This is a genomic window from Streptomyces sp. 35G-GA-8 (genome assembly GCF_023534745.1).
GTDB lineage: Bacteria > Actinomycetota > Actinomycetes > Streptomycetales > Streptomycetaceae > Streptomyces.
Genome location: NZ_JAMHJQ010000017.1, coordinates 136371 through 157743 on the forward strand (window position 1 = coordinate 136371; position 21373 = coordinate 157743).

Consider the following 21373-nt stretch of genomic DNA (forward strand, 5'->3'; position numbering starts at 1 on the left):
CGTCGTGGCCAATGGTGTTGGCGGGGGAGGACGGGCCACGGGACGGCCCGCCTCCCCTGTCGCGCTGTCCGGCCGGACACCTGTTCCGCGCGTCCCCCGTGGGCCGGCCGCGGCGTAACCAGTTCGCCCCGCCGGCCGTTCCCGGGCCATGACCCGGTTCAGCGTCATCGTCCCCGCGTATCAGGTCCAGGCATATCTCACCGGCTGCCTGGAGTCGGTACTGAACCAGACCTTCGAGGATCTCGAACTGATCGCGGTGGACGACGGTTCGCCGGACGCCTGCGGCGCGCTCATCGACGAGTTCGCCGCCCGCGACCGCCGGATCACCGCGCTCCGGCTGCCCGCGCACGGCGGCGCGGGCCCGGCACGCGACGCCGGTCTCGCCCGCGCCACCGGCGACTACGCGATCTTCCTCGACGGCGGCGCCACGCTCGTGCCAGGCGCGCTCCGGGCGATCGCGGACCGGCTCAAGGAGACGGGCGATCCCGATGTCCTGGTCCCCGGCCACCCCGAGGACGACCGGGGGTCCTTCGCACCGGCCGACCGGCCCGATCTGCTCGGCTATCCGGCGGCGGCCTCGGGGAACGCGTACCGCCGGGAGTTCCTTGTCCGGGAGGGCTTCGCCTTCCTGACCGGGGATCACGCCGACACCGCCTGGATCTGTCCGGTCCTGATCGCGGCCGAGTCGGTCACCACGCTGGACCGCGTGTGCGTGCGCGACGAGCGGCGGCACCGGGGCCGCCCCGGACGCGGCGGCGAGGACGGGCCCGCCGGATTCGTGAACGCCGATGAGGTCTTCGACGCGTACGACCGGGTCTTCGCGTTCCTGGACGAGCGGCCCGACGCGGCAGCGGCACCCGGCGGGGCGGCAGAGGCGCCCGGCTCGGCGGCGGCGCCCGACGGCTCGGCGGCGGCGCCCGACGGCTCGGCGGCGGCGCCCGACGCGGACCGCTGGCGCCCGGTGCTCCACCGGCGCATGCTCGACCATCTCGCGGCGCTCGCCGCCACCGACGGCATGCTGCCGCGCCGGGCGCGCGCCGAGTTCTTCCACCGCGCCCGCGCCCACCACCGCCGCTATCGCGCCCCCGGCACGGGGCGCGGCGGGCGCCCCCGGCACGCGCTGCTGCGGCTCGGCGCGCACCGTACGCACCGCGCGCTGCGGGCCGCGCGACACCTGCGGAAACGTCTCGGCCGTGTCGCCACCGCGCTGCTGCGTACCGTACGAGCGGGCGCGCTGCGCCTCCACTACGCCGTCCAGCGGCGGCTGCCGCTCCGCGCCGGCCGCGCGGTCTTCATGACCTACGGCCACGGCGGATATCGCGGCGATCCGGCCGCCATCGAGGAGAAGGCGCGCGAACTCGCCCCGCACCTGCGCACGTTCTGGGTCAGCGAGGCCGCGTACCAGCACACCGTCCCGACCGGCACCCGCAAGGTGCGCCCCGGGACCTTCGCGTACTGGACCGCGCTCGCCCGCTGCGCGTATCTCGTCAGCGACACGGTCTTCGACCACCGGCTGGTGAAGCGGCGGGGGCAGATCCTGCTCCAGACGCACAGCGGGACACCGCTCAAGGCGATGGGCCTCGACCTGCTGGACCGCCCGGCCGCCGCGCGCGCCGGAGATCTCACCCGGCAGCTGGCCGACGCGGGCCGCTGGGACTACTCCCTCTCGGCCAACCGCCACTCCACGCTCGTCAGGGAGCGGGCCTTCCTCCCGTCCGGTACGACGCTGGAGTACGGCCATCCGCGCACCGACGTCTTCCGGCGCGCCACGGCCGCCGATATCGGCAGGCTGCGCGCATCGCTGGGCATCCCGGCGGACGCCACCGCCGTCCTGTACGCGCCGACCTACCGCGACTACCGCCGGGGCCCGTGCGAACTGCTCGATCTGGAACGGGTGGCCCGGTCGCTCGGCCCGCGCTTCGTGCTGCTGGCCCGCGCGCACCCCGCGTACGGCGCGCCGCTCCCGTACACGCCGCACCCGCGGATCCTCGACGTCTCAGGACATCCCTCGGTCGAGCGGCTCTGTCTCGCCTCCGACGCGCTCCTCACGGACTACTCGTCGCTGATGTTCGACTACGCCCCTCTCGACCGGCCGATCGTCATCCACGACGCGGACCGCGAGGCGTACGAGGCGGCCAGGGGTACGTACTTCGATCTCCGGGGGTTCCCGCCCGGCGTGGTCGCGGGCACCGAGGACGAGCTGATCGACATCTTCACCACGGGCCACTGGCGCGGCTCACGCTCCAGTCAGCTGCGTACGGCGTTCCGCGCGCGCTTCTGTCCGTACGACGACGGGCGGGCGGCGGAGCGGGTCGTCCGTCATGTCTTCCTCGGCGAGACGGCGGATCGCGAAACGGCGAATCGCGAGCCGGCGGATCCGCCGGGGCGCGTTCCGCCCGCGCGGGAGGCGGACGCCGGTCAGCCGCGGTGGCCGAGCGCCGCGACCGCCGAGGCCGCCAGATCGTCCAGATAGCCCGGGGGCAGTTCGCTCCTGACCACCACGAGCCGCCAGTAGAGCGGTCCGACGATCAGATCGAGCGCCCGGTCGGCGTCCGCGCCCTCGGGAAGCTCACCGCGTTCGACCGCCTCGCGGACGATCACCGCCGCGATGCCCCGCTGCCCGTCGAGCAGCGCGGCCTTGATGGCGTCGGAGATCTCGGGGTGGCGGGCGGCCTCCACCAGGAGATCCGGGATGACCTGCGAGGCCACCGGGTGGCGCAGGGCGTGGGAGGCCACTTCGAGCAGGGCGCGCACATCGCCGTGGAGCGAGCCGGTCCCGGGTGCGGGCAGCCCCTGCGCCGCGAAGGCGGAGACCAGATCGAGGACGAGCTCCAGCTTGGACTTCCAGCGGCGGTAGACGGCGGTCTTGCCGACCCCGGCCCGGCGCGCGATGCCCTCGATGGACATCCGGGCGAAGCCGACGGCGGCCAGTTCCTCGAAGACGGCGGCGCGGATGGCGTCGGTCACATCCTCCCGGAGCACGGCGGCTCCCGCCGGGACGCGGCGTGCGGTGCGCGGGGCGCTGGTCCGGGGGTCCGTGGCACGGGGGTCGGTAGTCATCGCGTACGAGCATAGCGCCGGTCGACGTGACGACGACACGGTTGCGTTGCGACGTACTCCGTCCTACCTTTGGCGTTACGACGATACGTGCCCGTTCCGTCGTTGGGACCGCCCTCAGAACACCGTCGAAAGCGACCTCCCGTGAGCCAGACGATCACATCGGCCCCACCGGCCTCATCAGTCCCACCGGCCCCAGAGCCCGGGAGCAGGTCCGGGACCAGCACCAGCACCGGCACCGGCACCGGCACCGATACAGGGACCGATCTCAGCGCCCTCGCCCGCCGCCACGGCCTGACCGTGAGCGGCGCCCGCCCCGCCCTGCCCGACTATGTCCGCGCCCTGTGGTCGCGCCGCCATTTCATCGGCGCCTTCGCCACCGCGCGGCTGACCGCCCAGTACAGCCAGGCGAAGCTGGGCCAGATCTGGCAGATCATGACCCCGCTGCTGAACGCGACGGTCTACTACTTCATCTTCGGTGTGCTGCTCAACACCAAGCACGGCGTGCCGGACTTCGTCCCGTTCCTGGTCACGGGCGTCTTCATCTGGACCTTCACCTCGAACTCGATCATGGCGGGCACCCGCGCGATCTCCGGCAACCTCGGCCTCGTACGGGCCCTGCACTTCCCGCGCGCGGCCCTGCCGATCGGGCTCGCGCTCCAGCAGCTCCAGCAACTGCTGTTCTCCATGGGCGCGCTGGTGGTGATCCTGGCCTGCTTCGGCCAGTACCCCTCGGTCGGCTGGCTGCTCGCGATACCGGCGCTGCTGCTCCAGTCGCTCTTCAACACCGGGGTCTCGATGGCCGTGGCCCGGCTCGCGGCGAGAACACCGGACATCTCGCAGCTGATGCCGTTCCTGCTGCGCACCTGGATGTATGTGTCGGGCGTGATGTGGAGCGTCGACAAGGTCACGAGCGGCGGCGAGCTGCCGCACGCGGTGACGGTGATCCTGGAGTGCAACCCGGCCGCCGTCTATATCGATCTGATGCGCTTCGCGCTCATCGACAGCTATACCGCCGGTCAACTGCCCCCGCACAGCTGGGCCCTCGCCCTCGGCTGGGCCCTGCTCGCGGGCATCGGTGGATTCCTGTTCTTCTGGAAGGCCGAGGAGGAGTACGGACGTGGCTGAGAAGAGGAAGGGTACGCAGACCGCCGAGCGGCCCGCGCCGCCGGAACGCGTCCCCACCATCGTCGTCGACGGCGTCCACATCACCTATACGGTGCACGGCACCCGGGGCGGCCGGGGCAGCGCCACCTCGGCGCTGAGCCGGATCGTCTCGCGCCGGTCGGCGCCCGGCGCGCGCGAGGTGCACGCCGTCAAGGGCGTCGGCTTCGCCGCGTACAAGGGCGAGGCCATCGGTCTGATCGGCTCCAACGGATCCGGCAAGTCGACCCTGCTGAAGGCGATCGCGGGGCTGCTGCCGCCGTCGGAGGGCAAGGTCTTCACCCGGGGTCAGCCCTCGCTCCTCGGCGTCAACGCGGCGCTGATGAGCGATCTGACCGGCGAGCGGAACGTCATCCTCGGCGGGCTCGCGATGGGGATGACGCGGGAGCAGGTCCGTAGCCGCTACGACGACATCGTGGAGTTCTCCGGGATCAACGAGAAAGGCGATTTCATCTCGCTGCCGATGCGGACGTACTCCTCGGGCATGGGCGCCCGGCTGCGCTTCTCGATCGCCGCGGCCAAGAGCCATGACGTCCTGCTGATCGACGAGGCGCTGTCCACCGGCGACGCCAGGTTCCAGCGCCGCAGCCAGGAGCGCATCACCGAACTGCGCGCGGAGGCCGGCACCGTCTTCCTGGTCAGCCACAGCAACAAGACCATCCTCGACACCTGTGACCGGGCGCTGTGGCTGGAGTCGGGGACGCTGCGGATGGACGGCCCGGCGCGGGAGGTCGTCGCGGCGTACGAGGAGTTCACCGGCAGGAAGAAGTAGCCCTCCCGAAGAAGCAGCCCTCGCGGGACCGGCACGGGAAGGGGCGGAAAAGGGCGGGAAGGGGCGGGAAGGGGAAGGGGCGCCCGGCTCACGATGAGCCGGGCGCCCCTTCCCGCCGCCTTCTCCCGCTTCTACGCCACTCAGCCGTGCGTACGCAGCAGCGTGCGCATCGTCCGCATCGCGACCGACAGATTCGCCAGATCGAACGCGTCCGACCCCTGGATCTCCTCCAGCGTGGCGCGCGAACGGCCGATGATCGCGGCGTTCTTCCGCTCCCACGCCGTGAAGCGCTCCTCGGGCGTCGAGTCGCCGTCGCCCACGGCCAGTACGTCCGCCGTCAGCGCGGCGTGCGCCGCGTACAGGTCCTCACGGATGGAGGCGCGGGCCATGGACTGCCAGCGGTCGGCCCGCGGCAGCTCCACGATCCGGTCCATCAGCCGGCTGATCCGCAGCCGGTCACCGAGGTCGTAGTACACCTCGGCGACGGAGAGCGGGTCCTGGTCCGTACGGTCCGCGATCGCCACGATGTCGAGCGTCGGGAAGGCGGACGAGAAGCTCGCCACGCGCAAGGCCAGCTCCTCCGGGACCCCCGCCTCGGTCAGCTCCGCCAGGATCCGCTGGTACCACTCCAGCTCCGCGCCGCGCAGCATCGGGGGCAGCTGCGCCCAGACCCGCTCGACCCTCGCGGCGAAGAACTCGATGGTCCCGGCGATCTCCAGCGGCTGCGGCCGGTTGCCGAGCAGCCAGCGCGTACCGCGCTCGACCAGCCGGCGCGAGTGCAGCCTGATCCGGGTCTGGACATCGGCCGCCACCACGTTGTCCAGCGCCTCGACGGCGTCCCACACCGCGTTGAGCCCGAAGATCTCCCGGGCCGCGGCCTGGGCCCGTACGATCTCCTCGGTCGAGGCCCCGGTCTCCTCCCGCAGCCGGTGCAGGAAGGTCGAACCACCGGTGTTGACGGTGTCGTTGACCAGCACCGTCGTCACGATCTCGCGGCGCAGCGCGTGCGTGTCGATCTGCTCGGCGAACTTCTCCCGCAGCGCCTGCGGGAAGTAGGCGTGCAGCAGCTTGCGCAGGAACGGGTCGTCCGGCAGCTCCGTGTGGATCAGCTCCTCCGCCACCGTGATCTTGGTGTAGGCGAGCAGCACGGCCAGTTCGGGCTGGGACAGGCCCCGGCCCGCGTTGAGGAGGTCGCGGATCTGCCGGTCGCTGGGCAGGAACTCCAGCGCCCTGTCGAGATGTCCGTCGCGCGCCAGTCGGCGCATGAAGCGCTGGTGGGCGTGGAGCAGGGACGGGGCCTGGGCCACGGCGTTGGCGAGCGCGGTGTTCTGCGCGTAGTTGTTGCGCAGCACCAGCGCGCCGACCTCGTCGGTCATCGCGGCGAGCAGGGTGTTGCGCTGCTTGACGGTCATGTCGCCGTCCGTGACCAGGCTGTTGAGCAGGATCTTGATATTCACCTCGTGGTCGGAGGTGTCGACGCCCGCGCTGTTGTCGATGGCGTCGGTGTTGACCTTGCCGCCCTCGCCACCCGCGCCGCGCCGGGCGAACTCGATCCGGCCGAGCTGGGTCAGCCCCAGGTTGCCGCCCTCGCCGACGACCTGGACCCGCAGGTCCTCGCCGTTGACGCGGATCGCGTCGTTGGCCTTGTCGCCGACGTCGGCGTCCGTCTCGGTGGACGCCTTCACATACGTACCGATGCCGCCGTTCCACAGCAGGTCCACCGGGGCCTGGAGGATCGCCTTCATCAGCTCGGCGGGCGTCAGCTTGGCGACCCCGGGCTCGATGCCGAGCGCTTCCCGCACATGCGCGTTGATGGCGATCGACTTGGCGCTGCGGGGGTGGATGCCGCCGCCCTGCGACAGCAGCCCCTTGTCGTAGTCGGCCCACGACGAGCGCGGCAGCTCGAAGAGCCGGCGGCGCTCGGCGTACGAGATGGCCGCGTCCGGGTGCGGGTCGAGGAAGATGTGCCGGTGGTCGAAGGCCGCGACCAGCCGGATGTGCTCGGAGAGCAGCATGCCGTTGCCGAACACGTCACCGGACATGTCACCGACGCCGACGACCGTGAAGTCCTCGGTCTGGGTGTCATGGCCGAGCTCGCGGAAGTGCCGCTTGACGGACTCCCAGGCGCCGCGCGCCGTGATGCCCATGCCCTTGTGGTCGTAGCCCGCGCTGCCGCCGGAGGCGAAGGCGTCCCCGAGCCAGAAGTGGTAGGAGACCGCGACGTCATTGGCGATGTCGGAGAAGCTCGCGGTGCCCTTGTCGGCGGCGACGACCAGATAGGTGTCGTCCTCGTCGTGCCTGACGACATCGGCCGGCGGCACGACCTCGCCCGCCACCATGTTGTCCGTGATGTCGAGCAGCGCCGAGATGAAGATCTTGTACGAGGCGATGCCCTCGGCGAGCCAGGCGTCCCGGTCCGCGGCCGGGTCGGGCAGCTGCTTGGCGACGAAGCCGCCCTTGGCGCCGACCGGCACGATCACGGTGTTCTTGACCATCTGCGCCTTGACCAGGCCGAGGATCTCCGTACGGAAGTCCTCGCGGCGGTCGGACCAGCGCAGCCCGCCGCGGGCGACCTTGCCGAAGCGCAGATGGACGCCCTCGACGCGCGGGGAGTACACCCAGATCTCGTACGCCGGGCGGGGCGCGGGCAGATCCGGGATGGCCTGCGGGTCGAACTTCATCGACACATAGCTGTGGTGCTCGCCCGTGGTGGTCCCCCGGCTCGGCCGGCCGCTCTCGCCGTCGCCCCCGCCGGCGCGCTGGAAGAAGTTGGTCCGCAGCGTGGCCTTGATGAGGGTGAGGAAGGACCTGAGGATGCGGTCCTCGTCCAGGCTCGCGACCTGATCCAGGGCGCCGTCCAGCTCCTCCAGCATCGCCTCCGTCAGCTCCGTGCCGGCGCGCTGGCGGCCCGGTGACATCCTGGCCTCGAAGAGGGAGACCAGCAGCCGGGTGGTGTGGACATTGCTGCGGAGGGTGTCCTCCATGTAGTCCTGGCTGAAGGTCGAGCCGGACTGGCGCAGGTACTTGGCGTAGGCGCGCAGCACCATCGCCTGCCGCCAGTCCAGACCTGCCCGCAGGACGAGGGAGTTGAAGCCGTCGTTCTCCGCGGCCCCGGTCCAGACGGCGGCGAAGGCGTCCTGGAAGCGCTGGCGGTCGTCCTCGGTGAGATAGTCGCCCCCGCCGCCCTGGGGCAGCCGCAGGCCGAAGTCGTAGATCCAGGCGTGGGTACGGTCCGAGCAGCGCAGCTCGTAGGGGCGCTCGTCCACGACCTCGACACCGAGCCGCTGGAGCACCGGCAGGACGGCGGAGAGGGAGACCTGCTCGCCCGAACGGTAGATCTTGAAGCGGCGCTCGCCGGGGCCCGCGCCGACCGGCTCGTACAGCGAGAGCGCGAAGTCCGACCCCGCCTCGGCCCTGGTGACCGCCTCCAGATGGGCCAGGTCGGCGACGGCGGCGCGCGGGGAGTGGTCGGCCTTGTAGCCCTCGGGGAAGGCGGAGCCGTACCTGCGCAGCAGTTCGGCGGCGCGCTCCTCACCGCACTCGGCGGTCAGCGCCTCGCCGAAGGCGTCGGCCCAGGAGCGGGCGGCCTCGACGAGCCGGGCCTCGATCCGCTCGGTGTCGGCGTCGGTGAGCTTGGCCAGCTGGGTGCCCCGGGGGACGCGGACGACGAAGTGCAGCCGCGACAGAATCGATTCCGTGTTCCACGCGGTGAAGTCGACGCTGGTCCCGCCCAGTTCCTCCTTGAGGATCTCGACCAGCCGGAGCCGGACGCCCGTGGTGTAGCGGTCGCGCGGCAGATAGACGAGGGCGGAGTAGTAGCGCCCGTACTCGTCCTGGCGGAGATAGAGCCGCAGCCGCCTGCGCTCCTGGAGATACAGCACGCTGGTGACGATGGAGCGGAGTTCGTCGACGGGCGTCTGGAAGAGCTCGTCGCGCGGGTAGGTCTCCAGGATCTGGAGCAGATCGCGGCCGTCGTGGCTGTTGGGCGAGAGGCCCGCGCTCTCCAGGACCTCGGCGACCTTGCGGCGGATCACCGGGACCCGGCGCACGGACTCGGTGTACGCGGCCGAGGAGAAGAGTCCGAGGAAGCGCCGCTCACCGACGACATTGCCCTTGGCGTCGAACTTCTTGACGCCGACGTAGTCGAGATAGCCGGAGCGGTGGACCGTGGCGCGGCTGTTGGCCTTGGTGAGGACGAGCAGCTTGTGCTCACGGGCCTTGGCACGGGCGTCGGCGGGCAGCCGGCTGAAGGACGGGCTGACCGGATGGTCCTCGTCGCCGGTGTGCGCCGGGTCGGAGCGCAGCACGCCGAGTCCGGTGCCGGGCACGGCCGAGAGGGCGTCGCTGTCCGTCAGCTGGTATTCGCGGTAGCCGAGGAAGGTGAAGTGGTCGGCGGCGAGCCAGCGCAGCAGCTCCCGGGCCTCCTCGACCTCCTGCTCACGCAGATCGTCGGCGGTCGGCTCGCTGGGCAGCTCCTCGGCGATGCGCAGCGCGGCGTCCCGCATCTTCTCCCAGTCCTCGACGGTCTCTCGGACATCGGAGAGGACCCGCAGCAGGTCGGAGGTCATCTGCTGGAGATCGGCCTGGTCGGTCTCGCGGTCGATCTCGACATGGATCCAGGACTCGATGAACACATCGTGCCGGGGCTCCGCGGCGGTGACCGCCTCCTCGGGCAGCACCTCGATCAGCTTGCCGGTGACATCGCGCCGTACGGCGATCTGCGGATGGATCACGGCGTGGATGCCGCGGCCCTGACGCGAGAGCTCATTGGTGACGGAGTCGACCAGGAACGGCATGTCGTCGGTGACGACCTCGACCACGGAGTGGCGGCACGTCCAGCCGTTCTCCTCGACGGTCGGGGTGTGCACGCGTACGTTCGCCGTGCCCTGGGGCCGATTGCCGGCCAGCCGGTAGTGCGAGAGCGCCGCGCCGACGATGTCGACCGGGTCACGGTCGGCCAGGTCCTCGGGAGCGGTGTGCAGGTAGTAGCGCTGGAGGTACGCGAGAAGGCCGTCCCGGTCGGGACCGTCCCCCTGTCCCGCGCCGCGGGATCCGGCCGAAGCCTCGTCCTCCTGGGGACCGGCCCCCAGCCCCCCGGTTCCCCCCACCGGGCTGTTCTCAGCGGCCCGAGCCGCCTGTTCGAGCAGCTCGGCCTTGGCTTCGTCCAGCTTGGTCTGCATGTCCTCTGGCTCCTGTCGCGCGCCGTTGCGTGACGTAGGTGAAGGAAGCGACACAACGCCACGACGCGGGGTTTCCGGTCTGAGTCGACGTTATGCCGCGATGAGAGATGTCCGGAGCGTTATTTGGCAATTTTGGCTGTCGGCCCGGATCAAGGCCCTGTCCCGAGGGGACCGGTCCTGGGGGACCAGCGATCGCCCGGACGCGGTAGCGGCCCGGGCGCAGGCGGGGGGCTTCGCTGCCCCCACGGCATATCGCGCTGATCACGGGCACCAGGCTATCGCCCTTGACCCGGGCGCCGTCATGAGCCGCATGTGTACAAATACGGGGTAACAACTTTGACACTCTGGACAGCGACACGGACGTCTGTCCGCCGCTCACGGCCGCACGCGGCACGGAACCCTCGCCCACGCGCGCCGACCGGGACGACACTGGTCCACAGGACGACACTGGTCGACAGGTGGACAGACCGACACACTCTCTCCGGGAGCAGTCATGGCAGCCAAGGTTCTCATCGTCACCGGCGACGCCGCCGAGTCGCTCGAAGTGCTCTACCCGTACCAGCGTCTGCGCGAGGAGGGGTACGAGGTCCATATCGCCGCTCCGACCCGTAAGAAGCTCCAGTTCGTGGTCCATGACTTCGAGCCCGGTTTCGACACCTACACCGAGAAGCCCGGCTACACCTGGCCCGCCGATCTGGCCTTCGCCGAGGTCGACGCGGGGCAGTACGCCGCTCTGGTGATCCCGGGCGGGCGCGCCCCCGAGTATCTGCGGGGCGACCCGGAGCTGCGCAAGATCCTCAAGTCCTTCTTCGACGCCGACAAGCCCGTCGCCCAGATCTGTCACGGACCGCTGCTGACGGCCGCGATCGGAGAGCTGGCCGGTCGCCGGGTCACCTCCTATCCGGCCCTGGAGCTGGACATGCAGGCGGCCGGGGCCACCTTCCAGGACACGGAGGCGGTGGTGGACGGCACGCTCGTCTCCTCCCGTGCCTGGCCCGACCATCCGGCCTGGATGCGTGAATTCCTCACCGTGCTGCGCACGAAGGCCCCGGTGACCTGACCCCGGCGAAGCCCCGGAGAACCGGGGGTGTGCCCGGAGCTCCCGGGTGCACTCCCGGCACCGGAACTCCCCGGTGCACCGCCGGCACCGGAACTCCCGGGTCCACCGCCGGAACCGGAACTCCCGGCGCACCCGGCGCTCCCGGGCTCCCGGCAGTCCCACGGCCGGCCCGCCGCCGTGCCGGTCGCACCGGCGTCAGGACGTCAGACGCCGCGCCGTGTCGACCGCCTCCGCGAGCGTGTCCACCACCGGTACGCCCACCGCCTCCAGGCTGGCCCGGCTGTTCGAGCCCCCCGTGTACAGCACGGCACGCGCGCCCACATGCGCCGCCGCCAGCGCGTCGTCCACCGCGTCGCCGATCACCACCGTCCGCTCGGCGGATATCGCGCCGTCCGACGCCAGCGCGGTCAGATGGCGCTCCATGTGGACCGCCTTGCTGCCGCCGGACGGGCCCGTGCGGCCGTCGACGCGGAGGAAATGGCCCTCGATCCCGTACCCCCGCACCACCGGAACCAGCTGCTCGTGCCCGTACATGCTCAGCAGCGACTGGCTGTCCCCGGCCAGCCGCCACTGCGACAGCAGCTCCTCGACGCCCTTGGTGAGCCCGCAGGCGGCCCGCCGCTCCGTGTAGTGGCGGTGGAAGGTCTCGTCCATGACGACCCACTCGGCGTCGCTCGGCAGGCGGCCCATCAGCCGCTCGTAGAACTTCGGGACCGGGACGCAGTACAGCTCGCGGTAGGTGTCCAGCGTGATGGACTCCAGCCCTATCTCCGCGAAGGCCGCGTTGGTCGCCCCGATGACCGCCTCGATGTCGTCGAGGATCGTGCCGTTCCAGTCCCAGACCAGATGCGTGTTCTGCTTCCCCATGCCGAAAAAGGTACCGGCCGGGTCTGACAACGGCCTTGGCGGAGCCCCCGCGGGCCGTCGGCAGCGGGGCCGGTCGGGCCGCCGCGGGCCGCTCAGCCGACCAGGTTCGGGATCTCCTGGACGCCGTACCAGAGCAGTTCGTGGTCCTCCGCGCCGTCCACCGTGAACTGCGCGTCGTCGTCCCCGTGGTCCGCCGCGCCCAGCGCCGCCGCCGCGGCCGACACATCGGCCTCCGCCTCGTCGGAGTCGACATGCACCGCCGCCGCCTTGGACAGCGCGATCGGGTCGGCGATGCGCACCTCACCGAGGCCCGCGTCGTCCAGTCCGCGGTCGGGATCCGACACGGCTTCCCTGTCCGGTACATCGGCCGCCACGACCACCCTGCGACGCCCGGCCACCGGATCGGCGGCGAGCAGCCGGAGCGAGGCTGCCGCGGCGCGGTTGAGGGCCGCGTACTCCAGCTCCTCGATGTCGTCGGAGACGTACCACTCGCGCAGCCCCGGGGTCACGGCGTACGCGGTCAGTGGTCCCGGTCCCAGCTCACCCGTCTTGTGCGCCTCTGCGAGACCGGGAAGGGTCAGGGGGACGTAGACGCGCATGGCTGGCCGCTTTCGTAGTCGGGAGAGCACCTAAGGATACGTGCGGCAGTCCCTCTTCGGGGTGACGCTCATGGTGGCCCCGGGCGTCCACCGAGAGCGGCGCGCCACCTCTCCACCGGGCCAGGTGCCGTCCGCCCATCACCCAAATAGGTGACTTCGGCGCCGAGCGCTCCATCTCCGCACCGGTCTTGCGGCGGTCCCCCAAGGGCCCGTAAAAGATCCCCCAACAGAAGTTACCGGCCGGTATCCGAACCGGCCGGGCAGAACGGGGGCGATCTGCGTGAACAGGACCGGTACCACCCATCCGACCGGCACGGCGAGGACCCGGAGCACCGCCACCGCACGGCCGCCCGGCCGGCGGGACCAGCGCGGGCCCGGTGCCGGGGGCCCGCGGCGGCGCCCGCACCTCCCACCGCCGCACGAACTCTTCGCGGAGCGCCTGCTCGCCGTCCTCAGCGGCCGGCGACCCGTGCACTGGATGCTCGGCCAGACCATCGGCGAGGCGTACGAACAGCTCGTACGGCTCGCGCCCGGCACCCCGCTCAGGGCACGGGGCGCCCGCCCCGTCATCCGTACCTGCCGCGCCTTCCAGCCGCGCCCGGGAGCGGTCGAGGCCGCCGCCAGCATCTCCGCGGGCGATCAGGTCCGCGCCATGGCCTTCCGGCTGGAACAGGGCGCCGACCTGCGCTGGCGCTGCGCGGCGGTCGAGCTGGGCGGAGAGCGGAGCTGACAGCGCACATGAGGGCGGGCCGGGGCGCGCACTCACCGTGCGCCCCGGCCCGCCCTCACTCACGCCTACTTCTTGCGGCGACGCCCGCCGCTCGTGCCCTTCTGGGCCTTACGGCGCTCCGCGCGCGTCATCCCGTCCGACGTCGAGCGCGTCGGCCCCTCGGCGCTCTCGCTCTGGAAGTCGCCCTCGACGATGCCGCCCTCGCCGTCCACGGTGGGAGCGGAGAAGTGCAGCCTGTCGGGCCGCTGCGGGGCTTCGAGACCCTTCGCGCGGATCTCCGGACGGGGGGCGCCCGCGGGCACCGCGTCGTCCTTCTTGGCGAGCGAGGGACGCTCGCCCGCGTCCTGCACCGGGACCTCCTCGACCTGCTGCTCGACCTGGACCTCCAGGTTGAACAGATAGCCGACGGACTCCTCCTTGATGCCGTCCATCATGGCGTTGAACATGTCGAAGCCCTCGCGCTGGTACTCGACCAGCGGGTCCTTCTGCGCCATGGCACGCAGGCCGATGCCCTCCTGGAGGTAGTCCATCTCGTAGAGGTGCTCGCGCCACTTGCGGTCCAGGACGGACAGCACCACGCGCCGCTCCAGCTCACGCATGATGTCCGAGCCGAGCTGGTTCTCGCGCGCCTCGTACTGGGCGTAGATGTCGTCCTTGACGGACTCCGCGATGAACTCGGCGGTGATCCCGGCGCGGTCGCCCGTCGCGTCCTCCAGCTCCTCCACCGTGACCTTCGCCGGGTAGAGCTGCTTGAAGGCTCCCCAGAGCCGGTCGAGGTCCCACTCCTCGGCGAAGCCCTCGACGGTCTCCGCCTGGATGTACGCGTCGATCGTGTCGTCCATGAAGTGGCGCACCTGCTCCTGGAGGTCCTCGCCCTCCAGGACGCGGCGGCGCTCGCCGTAGATGACCTCACGCTGCCGGTTGAGCACCTCGTCGTACTTCAGGACGTTCTTACGCGTCTCGAAGTTCTGCTGCTCGACCTGGGACTGGGCGGAGGCGATGGCGCGCGTCACCATCTTGTTCTCGATCGGGACGTCGTCCGGCACATTGGCCATGGCCATCACGCGCTCGACCATCTGCGCCTTGAACAGCCGCATCAGGTCGTCGCCGAGGGAGAGATAGAAGCGGGACTCACCGGGGTCGCCCTGACGTCCGGAACGACCGCGCAGCTGGTTGTCGATACGGCGCGACTCGTGCCGCTCGGTGCCCAGGACGTAGAGCCCGCCGAGGTCCTTGACCTCCTCGAACTCCGCCTTCACGGCCTGCTCGGCCTTCTCCAGCGCGGCCGGCAGTGCGGCGGCCCACTCCTCGACATGCTCGACGGGGTCCAGCCCGCGCTGGCGCAGCTCCGCCTCCGCGAGATCGTCGGGGTTGCCGCCGAGCTTGATGTCCGTACCGCGTCCCGCCATGTTCGTGGCGACGGTGACAGCGCCCTTGCGGCCGGCCTGGGCGACGATCGTCGCCTCCCGGTCGTGCTGCTTGGCGTTGAGCACCTCGTGCTGGACACCGCGCTTGTTGAGCTGCTGCGAGAGGTACTCGGACTTCTCGACCGAGGTGGTGCCGACCAGGATCGGCTGCCCCTTTTCGTGCTTCTCCGCGATGTCGTCCACGACGGCCGCGAACTTGGCGACCTCTGTGCGGTAGATCAGGTCGGACTGGTCCATGCGGACCATCGGCCGGTTCGTCGGGATCGGCACGACGCCCAGCTTGTAGATCTGGTGGAACTCGGCGGCCTCGGTCATGGCCGTACCGGTCATGCCGGAGAGCTTGCCGTAGAGGCGGAAGAAGTTCTGCAGGGTGATCGTGGCGAGGGTCTGGTTCTCGTCCTTGATGTCCACCCCTTCCTTCGCCTCGATCGCCTGGTGCATGCCCTCGTTGTAGCGGCGGCCGGCGAGGATACGGCCGGTGTGCTCGTCGACGATCATGACTTCGCCGTCGATGACGACATAGTCCTTGTCGTTCTTGAACAGTTCCTTGGCCTTGATGGCGTTGTTCAGATAACCGACGAGCGGGGTGTTCACCGACTCGTACAGGTTGTCGATGCCCAGCCAGTCCTCGACCTTGGACACACCGGGCTCATGAATGGCCACGGTGCGCTTCTTCTCGTCGACCTCGTAGTCGCCGGTCTCCTCGATGCCCTTGAGCGGGTTGCCCGCCTCGCCCCTGGTCAGCCGGGTGACCAGCTTGGCGAAGTCGCCGTACCACTTGGTGGCCTGGTCGGCGGGGCCGGAGATGATCAGCGGCGTACGGGCCTCGTCCACGAGGATCGAGTCGACCTCGTCGACGATGGCGTAGTTGTGGCCGCGCTGGACCAGCTCCTCCTGGGACCACGCCATGTTGTCGCGCAGGTAGTCGAACCCGAACTCGTTATTCGTGCCGTACGTGATGTCGCAGGCGTACTGCTCACGGCGCTGCGCGGGCGACATGTTCGCCAGGATGCAGCCGACCTTGAGGTCGAGGAACTTGTGGACGCGGCCCATCATCTCGGAGTCGCGCTCGGCCAGGTAGTCGTTCACCGTGATCAGGTGGACGCCCTTGCCGGACAGCGCGTTGAGATACGCGGGCAGCGTGCCGACGAGGGTCTTGCCCTCACCGGTCTTCATCTCGGCGACATAGCCGAGGTGCAGGGCGGCGCCGCCCATCAGCTGCACATCGTAGTGACGCTGGCCGAGGACGCGCTTGGCCGCCTCGCGGACGGTCGCGAAGGCCTCGGGGAGCAGGTCGTCAAGGCTCTCACCGTCGGCGTACCGCTCTTTGTACTCGGCGGTGAGCGCCCTCAACTCGGCGTCGGAGAGGGTTACGAAATCCTCTTCGATGGAGTTGACCTGGTCCGCGATGCGGTGCAGTTTGCGCAGGATCTTGCCTTCGCCTGCACGCATGAGCTTGTTGAAGACGGACACTGAGGTTGGTCTCCTTGCCGGTCGGGCCTGGCACGTGGGTCGGATACGGACACGGGCGCGGGCACGGCAGGCGGGCCCCACCGCAACGGCCATCGTAAGCGAGGACCCGCCCGCACAGGGAGGGCCGAGGTCACGCGGGCCCGCCGGTACCCGCATGGAGAACGCGCGGAACCCGTGGAAGGTGCCGGTGAGACGGGAAAAGCACTCGTGCCGGGGGACACCCGCTCAGCAGAATCCGGGTATGGAACCCGTCACTCTCAGCACCGAGCGCCTGCTGCTGCGCCCCCTCACGCCGGACGACATCGACGATGTCCTCGCGGTCTGCCAGGACCCGGAGATCCAGCGGTGGATCCCGATTCCCGCGCCGTACGAGCGGCAGCACGCGGCGCACTTCATCGAACGGATGGTCCCGGACGGCTGGCGTACGGCGACCATCTGCACCTTCGGTGTGGTGCCCCGGGGAGGGGGCCCGGTGCTGGGCGCGGTCAACGCGCACTGCCAGTCGGGCACCTGGGAGATCGGCTACTGGACGGCGCGGGAGCACCGCGGCCGGGGCTATACGACCGAAGCCGTGCGGGCGGTGGCCCACTGGGCCTTCACCGCGCTGGGCGCGCAGCGCCTGGAGTGGCGCGCCGAGGTCGGCAACGCGGGCTCGCGGGCCGTCGCGGAGAAGGCCGGTTTCGTGATGGAAGGGGTGCTGCGCGCCGCGCTGCTCCACAGGGACACGCTGCGGGACATATGGATAGGCGCGCTGCTCCCCTCCGATCTGGGGCTTTCGGGAGCCCTCCCGTACCTCCCCTCCCGGGAGGGGAATGTGCCGGCGGGTGCCTGAGCGCGCCGGCGTGTGCCCGTGGGACCTGTGTGCCCGTGGGGCCTGTGTGCCCGTGGGACCTGTGTGTGCAGGTGAGGGGCTTGAGCCTGCCCGCGCGGGTCAGGCTGTCAGTGCCGCCGTCTATCGTGCGGTTCATGACGACTGCTGTGCCGCCCGCCACCACCGAGCTGTCCGCCGACGAGGCCCGGCGGATAGCGCTGCGCGCCCAGGGTTTCCTCGGTGCCCCCGACCGGCGCGGCGGGACGCGGGGGGTGCTGCGCCATCTCGGCGCCGTCCAGTTGGACACGATCTCGGTGCTGGCGCGGTCGCACGAACTGATTCCGTACGCGCGCCTGGGCGCCATCGGCCGCAGGACGGTCGAGGACGCGTACTGGACCCCGACCCCGGCAGGTACGTCACCGGCGCGGCCGCACGCCTTCGAGTACTGGTCGCACGCGGCGTGCATCCTGCCGATCGAGGAGTGGCCGCACTTCGCCTTCCGCCGGCGCGCCTACCGCGCCCGCCCGCACTGGTACCACGAGCTGGCGGACGGCGCGTACGAGACGGTGATCAAGCAGCTGGAGTCCGAGGGCCCGCTGACCGCCACGGAGCTGGGCGGCGCCAAGAACGGCGGGCCGTGGTGGGACTGGTCCGAGGCGAAGGTCGCCGTCGAGCGCGCGCTCATGTACGGCGAGGTCGTGTGCACGGAGCGGCGCGGCTGGAAGCGGGTCTACGACCTCGCGGAGCGTGCCGTGCCCGATGAGTTCCTCCATGACGATCTGGAGGACGCGGAGTGTCTGCGCCGGCTCGTACGGCTCGCGGGCCAGTCGCTCGGTATCGGTACGCGCGCCGATATCGCCGATTACCACCGCCTCAAGGGCGAGCAGGTCGACGCCGTGATCGCGGACTCGGGGCTGGTGCCGGTGAGCGTCGAGGGCTGGGGGAAGCCTGCCTGGGCCGATCCGGCGGCGCTGGCGACCGCTCCGAGGGGGCGGCACCGCACGACACTGCTGTCGCCGTTCGACTCCCTCATCTGGGAGCGGGCCCGTACGGAGCGGATCTTCGGCTTCACCCACCGGCTGGAGGCGTATGTGCCCAAGCCCAAGCGGGTGTACGGCTATTTCGCGATGCCGCTGCTGTCCGGGGGAAAGCTGCTGGGCCGTGTCGACCCGGCACGGGAGGGGAAGACGCTGGTGGCGAAGCAGGTGTCCCTGGAAACCCCCAGGGCCGTGCTGCCGATGGCCCAGGCGCTGCGGGAGGCGGCGGAGTGGGTCGGCTGCTCGGACGTACGGGTGGAGCGGGTCGACGCGCCCGCGCTGCGCGGCCCGCTGGCGGACGCGCTCACCGCCCTCTGAGGCCCTTCATCGGGTCTCCATCACCGAATAGGGTCCGACGGTCGGCTCCGCATAACGGTCAGCTGCGTATAACGGTCAGCTCTGCATAACATCAGCGGATTTCGAGGATCTTCTCCCGCATCGCGTAGACCACGGCTTCCATCCGGGAGTGCAGTTGCAGCTTCTCCAGGATGTTGCGGACATGGTTCTTCACGGTGTTCTCGGAGATGAACAACTCCTTGGCGATATCACGGTTGTTCATTCCCGTGGCGACCAGCTTGAGGACTTCCAGTTCGCGGTCGGTGAGGCGCGGCGCCGGAACGAGTCTGCGTTCGTCGGTGCGCTGAATCATCGATTTGAACTCGGTCAGCAGTTTGGACGCCATCGACGGGCTGATCTGCGACTGGCCGTCGGCCACGGCGCGAATCGCGGTGGCCACCTCATCGGTGGAGATCTCCTTGAGGAGATAGCCGGTGGCGCCCGCCTTGATCGCGTCGTAGAGGTCGGCCTCCTCGTCGCTGATCGTCAGCATGATGATCTTGGCACTGGGGGCCACCTCCTTGATGGAGGTACAGGCCTCGATCCCGCCGCGCCTGGGCATCCGGACATCCATCAGCACGATGTCCGGCAGCAGATCGGCGGCCTTGTCGACGGCCTCCGCGCCGTCGCCGGCCTCTCCGACGACCTGGATGTCCTCCTCCTGGGCGAGGACGATCTCCAGCCCGCGGCGGAAGAGTGCGTGGTCGTCCACGACGAGGACCCGGATCGGCTCCCTGCGGGAGTCGCCCCGTTCCGCGGCGGCATCGGACCGGGCGCCGCCGATCGTGTCGTCGGCATCGCTCGCGTGATGCACCGGACCGAAGCTGTCCGCCATCGTTCCCTCCCCTGAAGGCCATGGCCCGAATTTCCCGGGGGCCGGCCAACCGCAGTTCGCGGACCACTTGTTGGCCGCGACACCATGATTTCATGCCCAGGCGCCGAAGCGATGGTCCTTGGGGGCGCACAACGGTGCCCCTGAGGCCACGAAGGGCGCTCAAGGGCACCGCGGGGCATGGATTCCGGACTCGATCCGGCCGGATTCCTGACGTGATCCGGCCGGATTCCGGTGGTCCCGGCCGGTGCGTCAGCCGCCGAGGGCGCCGCCCGCGCCGCCCGCTTCCGAGCCGGCGAGCGGATCCGTCCTGAGGTGAATGACGCCGTAGTCGTAGGCATGGCGCCGATAGACGACGCTGGGTTCCTTGGTGTCGGAATCGACGAACAGATAGAAGTCGTGCCCGACCAGCTCCATTTCGTAGAGCGCCTGATCGAGCGTCATCGGGGCGGCGACATGGGTCTTCTCCCGTACCACGAGCGGCCCTTCGCCCTGCACCTCGAGAGAGCAGACCATCGTGGTGGGAACGGTCTGTGCCGCTTCCTGCGCCGCGGTCTCGCCATTCGCGTTCAACTGGGCCACCCCAGGAACGACATCGACGACCTCGGCCGCCGACAACCGGCCGTTCCCCCGGCGGTTGTGGCGCTTCTCGTGCTGCTTGCGCAGCCGTGCCTCCAGCTTGCCGGTGGCCAGATCGAGCGCCGCGTACGGATCGGCCGCCGCCGCCTCCGCACGGATCACGGGGCCGCGGGAGTGGAGCGTGATCTCCACCCGATCGCACCGGTCGGCCTGCCGCGGGTTGTGCTCCTTGGACACCTCGACGTCGAGGCTGATCACCTTGCCGTCGAGCTTCTGGATCTTCTCCAGCTTCAGCTTCTCGGCCACGTGCTTGCGGAACCGCTCGGGCACCTCTGTCTTGCGGCCCTTGACGACGATGTCCACGCAGAACTCCGTTCCCGGATCACTCCGCCTCGTTGCGGAGTTACTCCCTGTTGCACCAGACCCCGGTAACCACCGGAGCCTCGGACTTGGCGACTTTCACCTCCTCCTCCCCCATCGGCATGATCCCCATCCCCCGAAATTCCAAGGTTCTGAAAAAGCCGACGCAACACGGGGTATTCGGCGAGTCATGACTCGCTCCACTCCTCATCTCCGAACATAGCCCTCTCGGACGGGTGTCGGCACCCGCTACCGGCACGTACCTCTGTTCAGGTGTTCTCCTGCCCTCTTTACCTGCAACGATGCGTGCTTCCGGTCAGTTCCGATTTATTTCGAAGGAGAGCGGCGGCGCGGCGACAACTGCCGCGCTCACCTGGCCGAATCCCGGATTGCCGGAGCCGGTCGCGGCACGCAGTGCCCTCGCCGCCTCGACGAGCGAGGCGCCCGTCGTCATGAGATCGTCCACCAGCACCACTCTGCCGCCCTCCAGGAGCCTCGCGCCCCCGACGGCGACCTCCAGCGCCCCCGACAGGTTCGCCTGCCGCTGACGGGCGCCGAGGCCCGCCTGGTCGGCCACCGCGCGCCGCTGCCGCAGCACCGGAAGGACCCGGCACGGCCGGTCGGCACGCCGCAGCTCCCCGGCGGCGGCCAGCGCGATCCTGCGGGCCGCGTCGTGTCCACGCGCCCCGACCGCGCGGCGCGTGGAGGGCACCGGCACCAGCAGCAGCGGACCGACACCCGTGCCCGACGGCGCGGCGGCCCGTACGGCCCCGGCCAGGGCCCGCCCCAGCGGCGCGGCCATCCCGAGCGCGCCGCGCTCCTTGTGCGCCAGGAGCACGGCCCGTACGGCGTGCTCGTACGGCGCCGCGGCGTGGACGGCCGGCAGCCCCGCGGGCTCCGGCGCGGGCCGTACCCGGCACGGCCAGGTGCCGTACAGCGCCCGCCCGCAGTCCTCGCACAGAGGTGTCCTGGGGCTGCCGCAGCCGCCACAGGCGACCGGCAGCACCAGGCCGGTGATCTCCCGCCACCACGCCCGCATGGAAACCACTGTGCCAATGACGGAGGCGCCCGGCCACCCCTGTGGACAAC

The 21373-nt window shown here is 70.5% G+C and carries 15 protein-coding genes; 7 read left to right on the forward strand and 8 right to left on the reverse strand.

Features of this window, described 5'->3' with window-relative positions; translation table 11 throughout:
* Positions 1-148 precede the first annotated feature (148 nt).
* Positions 149-2473 (forward strand): bifunctional glycosyltransferase family 2 protein/CDP-glycerol:glycerophosphate glycerophosphotransferase, encoded by a 2325-nt coding sequence (locus M1203_RS32310; RefSeq protein ID WP_249953380.1) that lies wholly within the window; start codon positions 149-151, stop codon positions 2471-2473.
* On the opposite strand, the gene M1203_RS32315 is transcribed toward M1203_RS32310, so the two are convergent.
* Positions 2419-3060, reverse strand: coding sequence for a TetR/AcrR family transcriptional regulator (locus tag M1203_RS32315; protein WP_249953381.1), 642 nt, complete (start codon positions 3058-3060; stop codon positions 2419-2421). The two genes, M1203_RS32310 and M1203_RS32315, sit on opposite strands and share 55 nt — an antisense overlap.
* A gap of 141 nt (positions 3061-3201) precedes the next feature.
* Here M1203_RS32315 and M1203_RS32320 point away from each other — a divergent pair, with 141 nt between their 5' ends.
* Both M1203_RS32320 and M1203_RS32325 read left to right on the forward strand, forming a co-directional pair.
* On the forward strand, positions 3202-4185 hold the full coding sequence (locus M1203_RS32320; RefSeq protein ID WP_249953382.1) for an ABC transporter permease: 984 nt from the start codon (positions 3202-3204) through the stop codon (positions 4183-4185).
* The gene (locus M1203_RS32325) at positions 4178-4993 is read left to right on the forward strand and encodes an ABC transporter ATP-binding protein (RefSeq protein WP_249953383.1); all 816 of its coding nucleotides are present in this window, start codon (positions 4178-4180) and stop codon (positions 4991-4993) included. Before M1203_RS32320 ends, M1203_RS32325 begins: the two co-directional genes overlap by 8 nt.
* 140 nt (positions 4994-5133) lie before the next feature.
* Here M1203_RS32325 and M1203_RS32330 read toward each other — a convergent pair whose 3' ends face one another.
* Positions 5134-10173: an NAD-glutamate dehydrogenase gene (locus M1203_RS32330; RefSeq protein WP_249953384.1), complete on the reverse strand. Its 5040-nt coding sequence runs from the start codon at positions 10171-10173 to the stop codon at positions 5134-5136.
* Between the two features lie 493 nt (positions 10174-10666).
* Here M1203_RS32330 and M1203_RS32335 point away from each other — a divergent pair, with 493 nt between their 5' ends.
* Entirely contained in the window at positions 10667-11233 is a 567-nt protein-coding gene (locus M1203_RS32335) for a DJ-1/PfpI family protein (protein WP_249953385.1), read from the forward strand.
* 195 nt (positions 11234-11428) lie between these two features.
* On the opposite strand, the gene M1203_RS32340 is transcribed toward M1203_RS32335, so the two are convergent.
* Positions 11429-12100: an HAD family hydrolase gene (locus M1203_RS32340; protein ID WP_249953386.1), complete on the reverse strand. Its 672-nt coding sequence runs from the start codon at positions 12098-12100 to the stop codon at positions 11429-11431.
* 92 nt (positions 12101-12192) lie between these two features.
* Positions 12193-12699, reverse strand: coding sequence for a hypothetical protein (locus M1203_RS32345; protein ID WP_249953387.1), 507 nt, complete (start codon positions 12697-12699; stop codon positions 12193-12195).
* A gap of 280 nt (positions 12700-12979) precedes the next feature.
* On the opposite strand from M1203_RS32345, the gene M1203_RS32350 reads away from it, so the two are divergent.
* On the forward strand, positions 12980-13429 hold the full coding sequence (locus M1203_RS32350) for an Rv3235 family protein (protein WP_249953388.1): 450 nt from the start codon (positions 12980-12982) through the stop codon (positions 13427-13429).
* A gap of 65 nt (positions 13430-13494) precedes the next feature.
* On the opposite strand, the gene secA is transcribed toward M1203_RS32350, so the two are convergent.
* On the reverse strand, positions 13495-16329 hold the full coding sequence (gene secA / locus M1203_RS32355) for a preprotein translocase subunit SecA (protein WP_249953389.1): 2835 nt from the start codon (positions 16327-16329) through the stop codon (positions 13495-13497).
* A gap of 241 nt (positions 16330-16570) precedes the next feature.
* On the opposite strand from secA, the gene M1203_RS32360 reads away from it, so the two are divergent.
* Both M1203_RS32360 and M1203_RS32365 read left to right on the forward strand, forming a co-directional pair.
* Positions 16571-17161 (forward strand): GNAT family N-acetyltransferase, encoded by a 591-nt coding sequence (locus tag M1203_RS32360; protein ID WP_249953390.1) that lies wholly within the window; start codon positions 16571-16573, stop codon positions 17159-17161.
* Positions 17162-17295: 134 nt separating this feature from the next.
* Positions 17296-18495 carry a winged helix-turn-helix domain-containing protein gene (locus tag M1203_RS32365; RefSeq protein WP_249953391.1) on the forward strand — a complete coding sequence of 400 codons (1200 nt, stop codon included), beginning with the start codon at positions 17296-17298 and terminating at the stop codon, positions 18493-18495.
* 91 nt (positions 18496-18586) lie between these two features.
* Here M1203_RS32365 and M1203_RS32370 read toward each other — a convergent pair whose 3' ends face one another.
* The 3 genes from M1203_RS32370 to M1203_RS32380 form a co-directional block, all read right to left on the reverse strand.
* Positions 18587-19348 carry a response regulator transcription factor gene (locus M1203_RS32370; RefSeq protein WP_249953392.1) on the reverse strand — a complete coding sequence of 254 codons (762 nt, stop codon included), beginning with the start codon at positions 19346-19348 and terminating at the stop codon, positions 18587-18589.
* Positions 19349-19597: 249 nt separating this feature from the next.
* Entirely contained in the window at positions 19598-20287 is a 690-nt protein-coding gene (gene hpf, locus M1203_RS32375) for a ribosome hibernation-promoting factor, HPF/YfiA family (protein WP_249953393.1), read from the reverse strand.
* Positions 20288-20600: 313 nt separating this feature from the next.
* The gene (locus M1203_RS32380) at positions 20601-21323 is read right to left on the reverse strand and encodes a ComF family protein (RefSeq protein WP_249953394.1); all 723 of its coding nucleotides are present in this window, start codon (positions 21321-21323) and stop codon (positions 20601-20603) included.
* Positions 21324-21373: the final 50 nt, after the last annotated feature.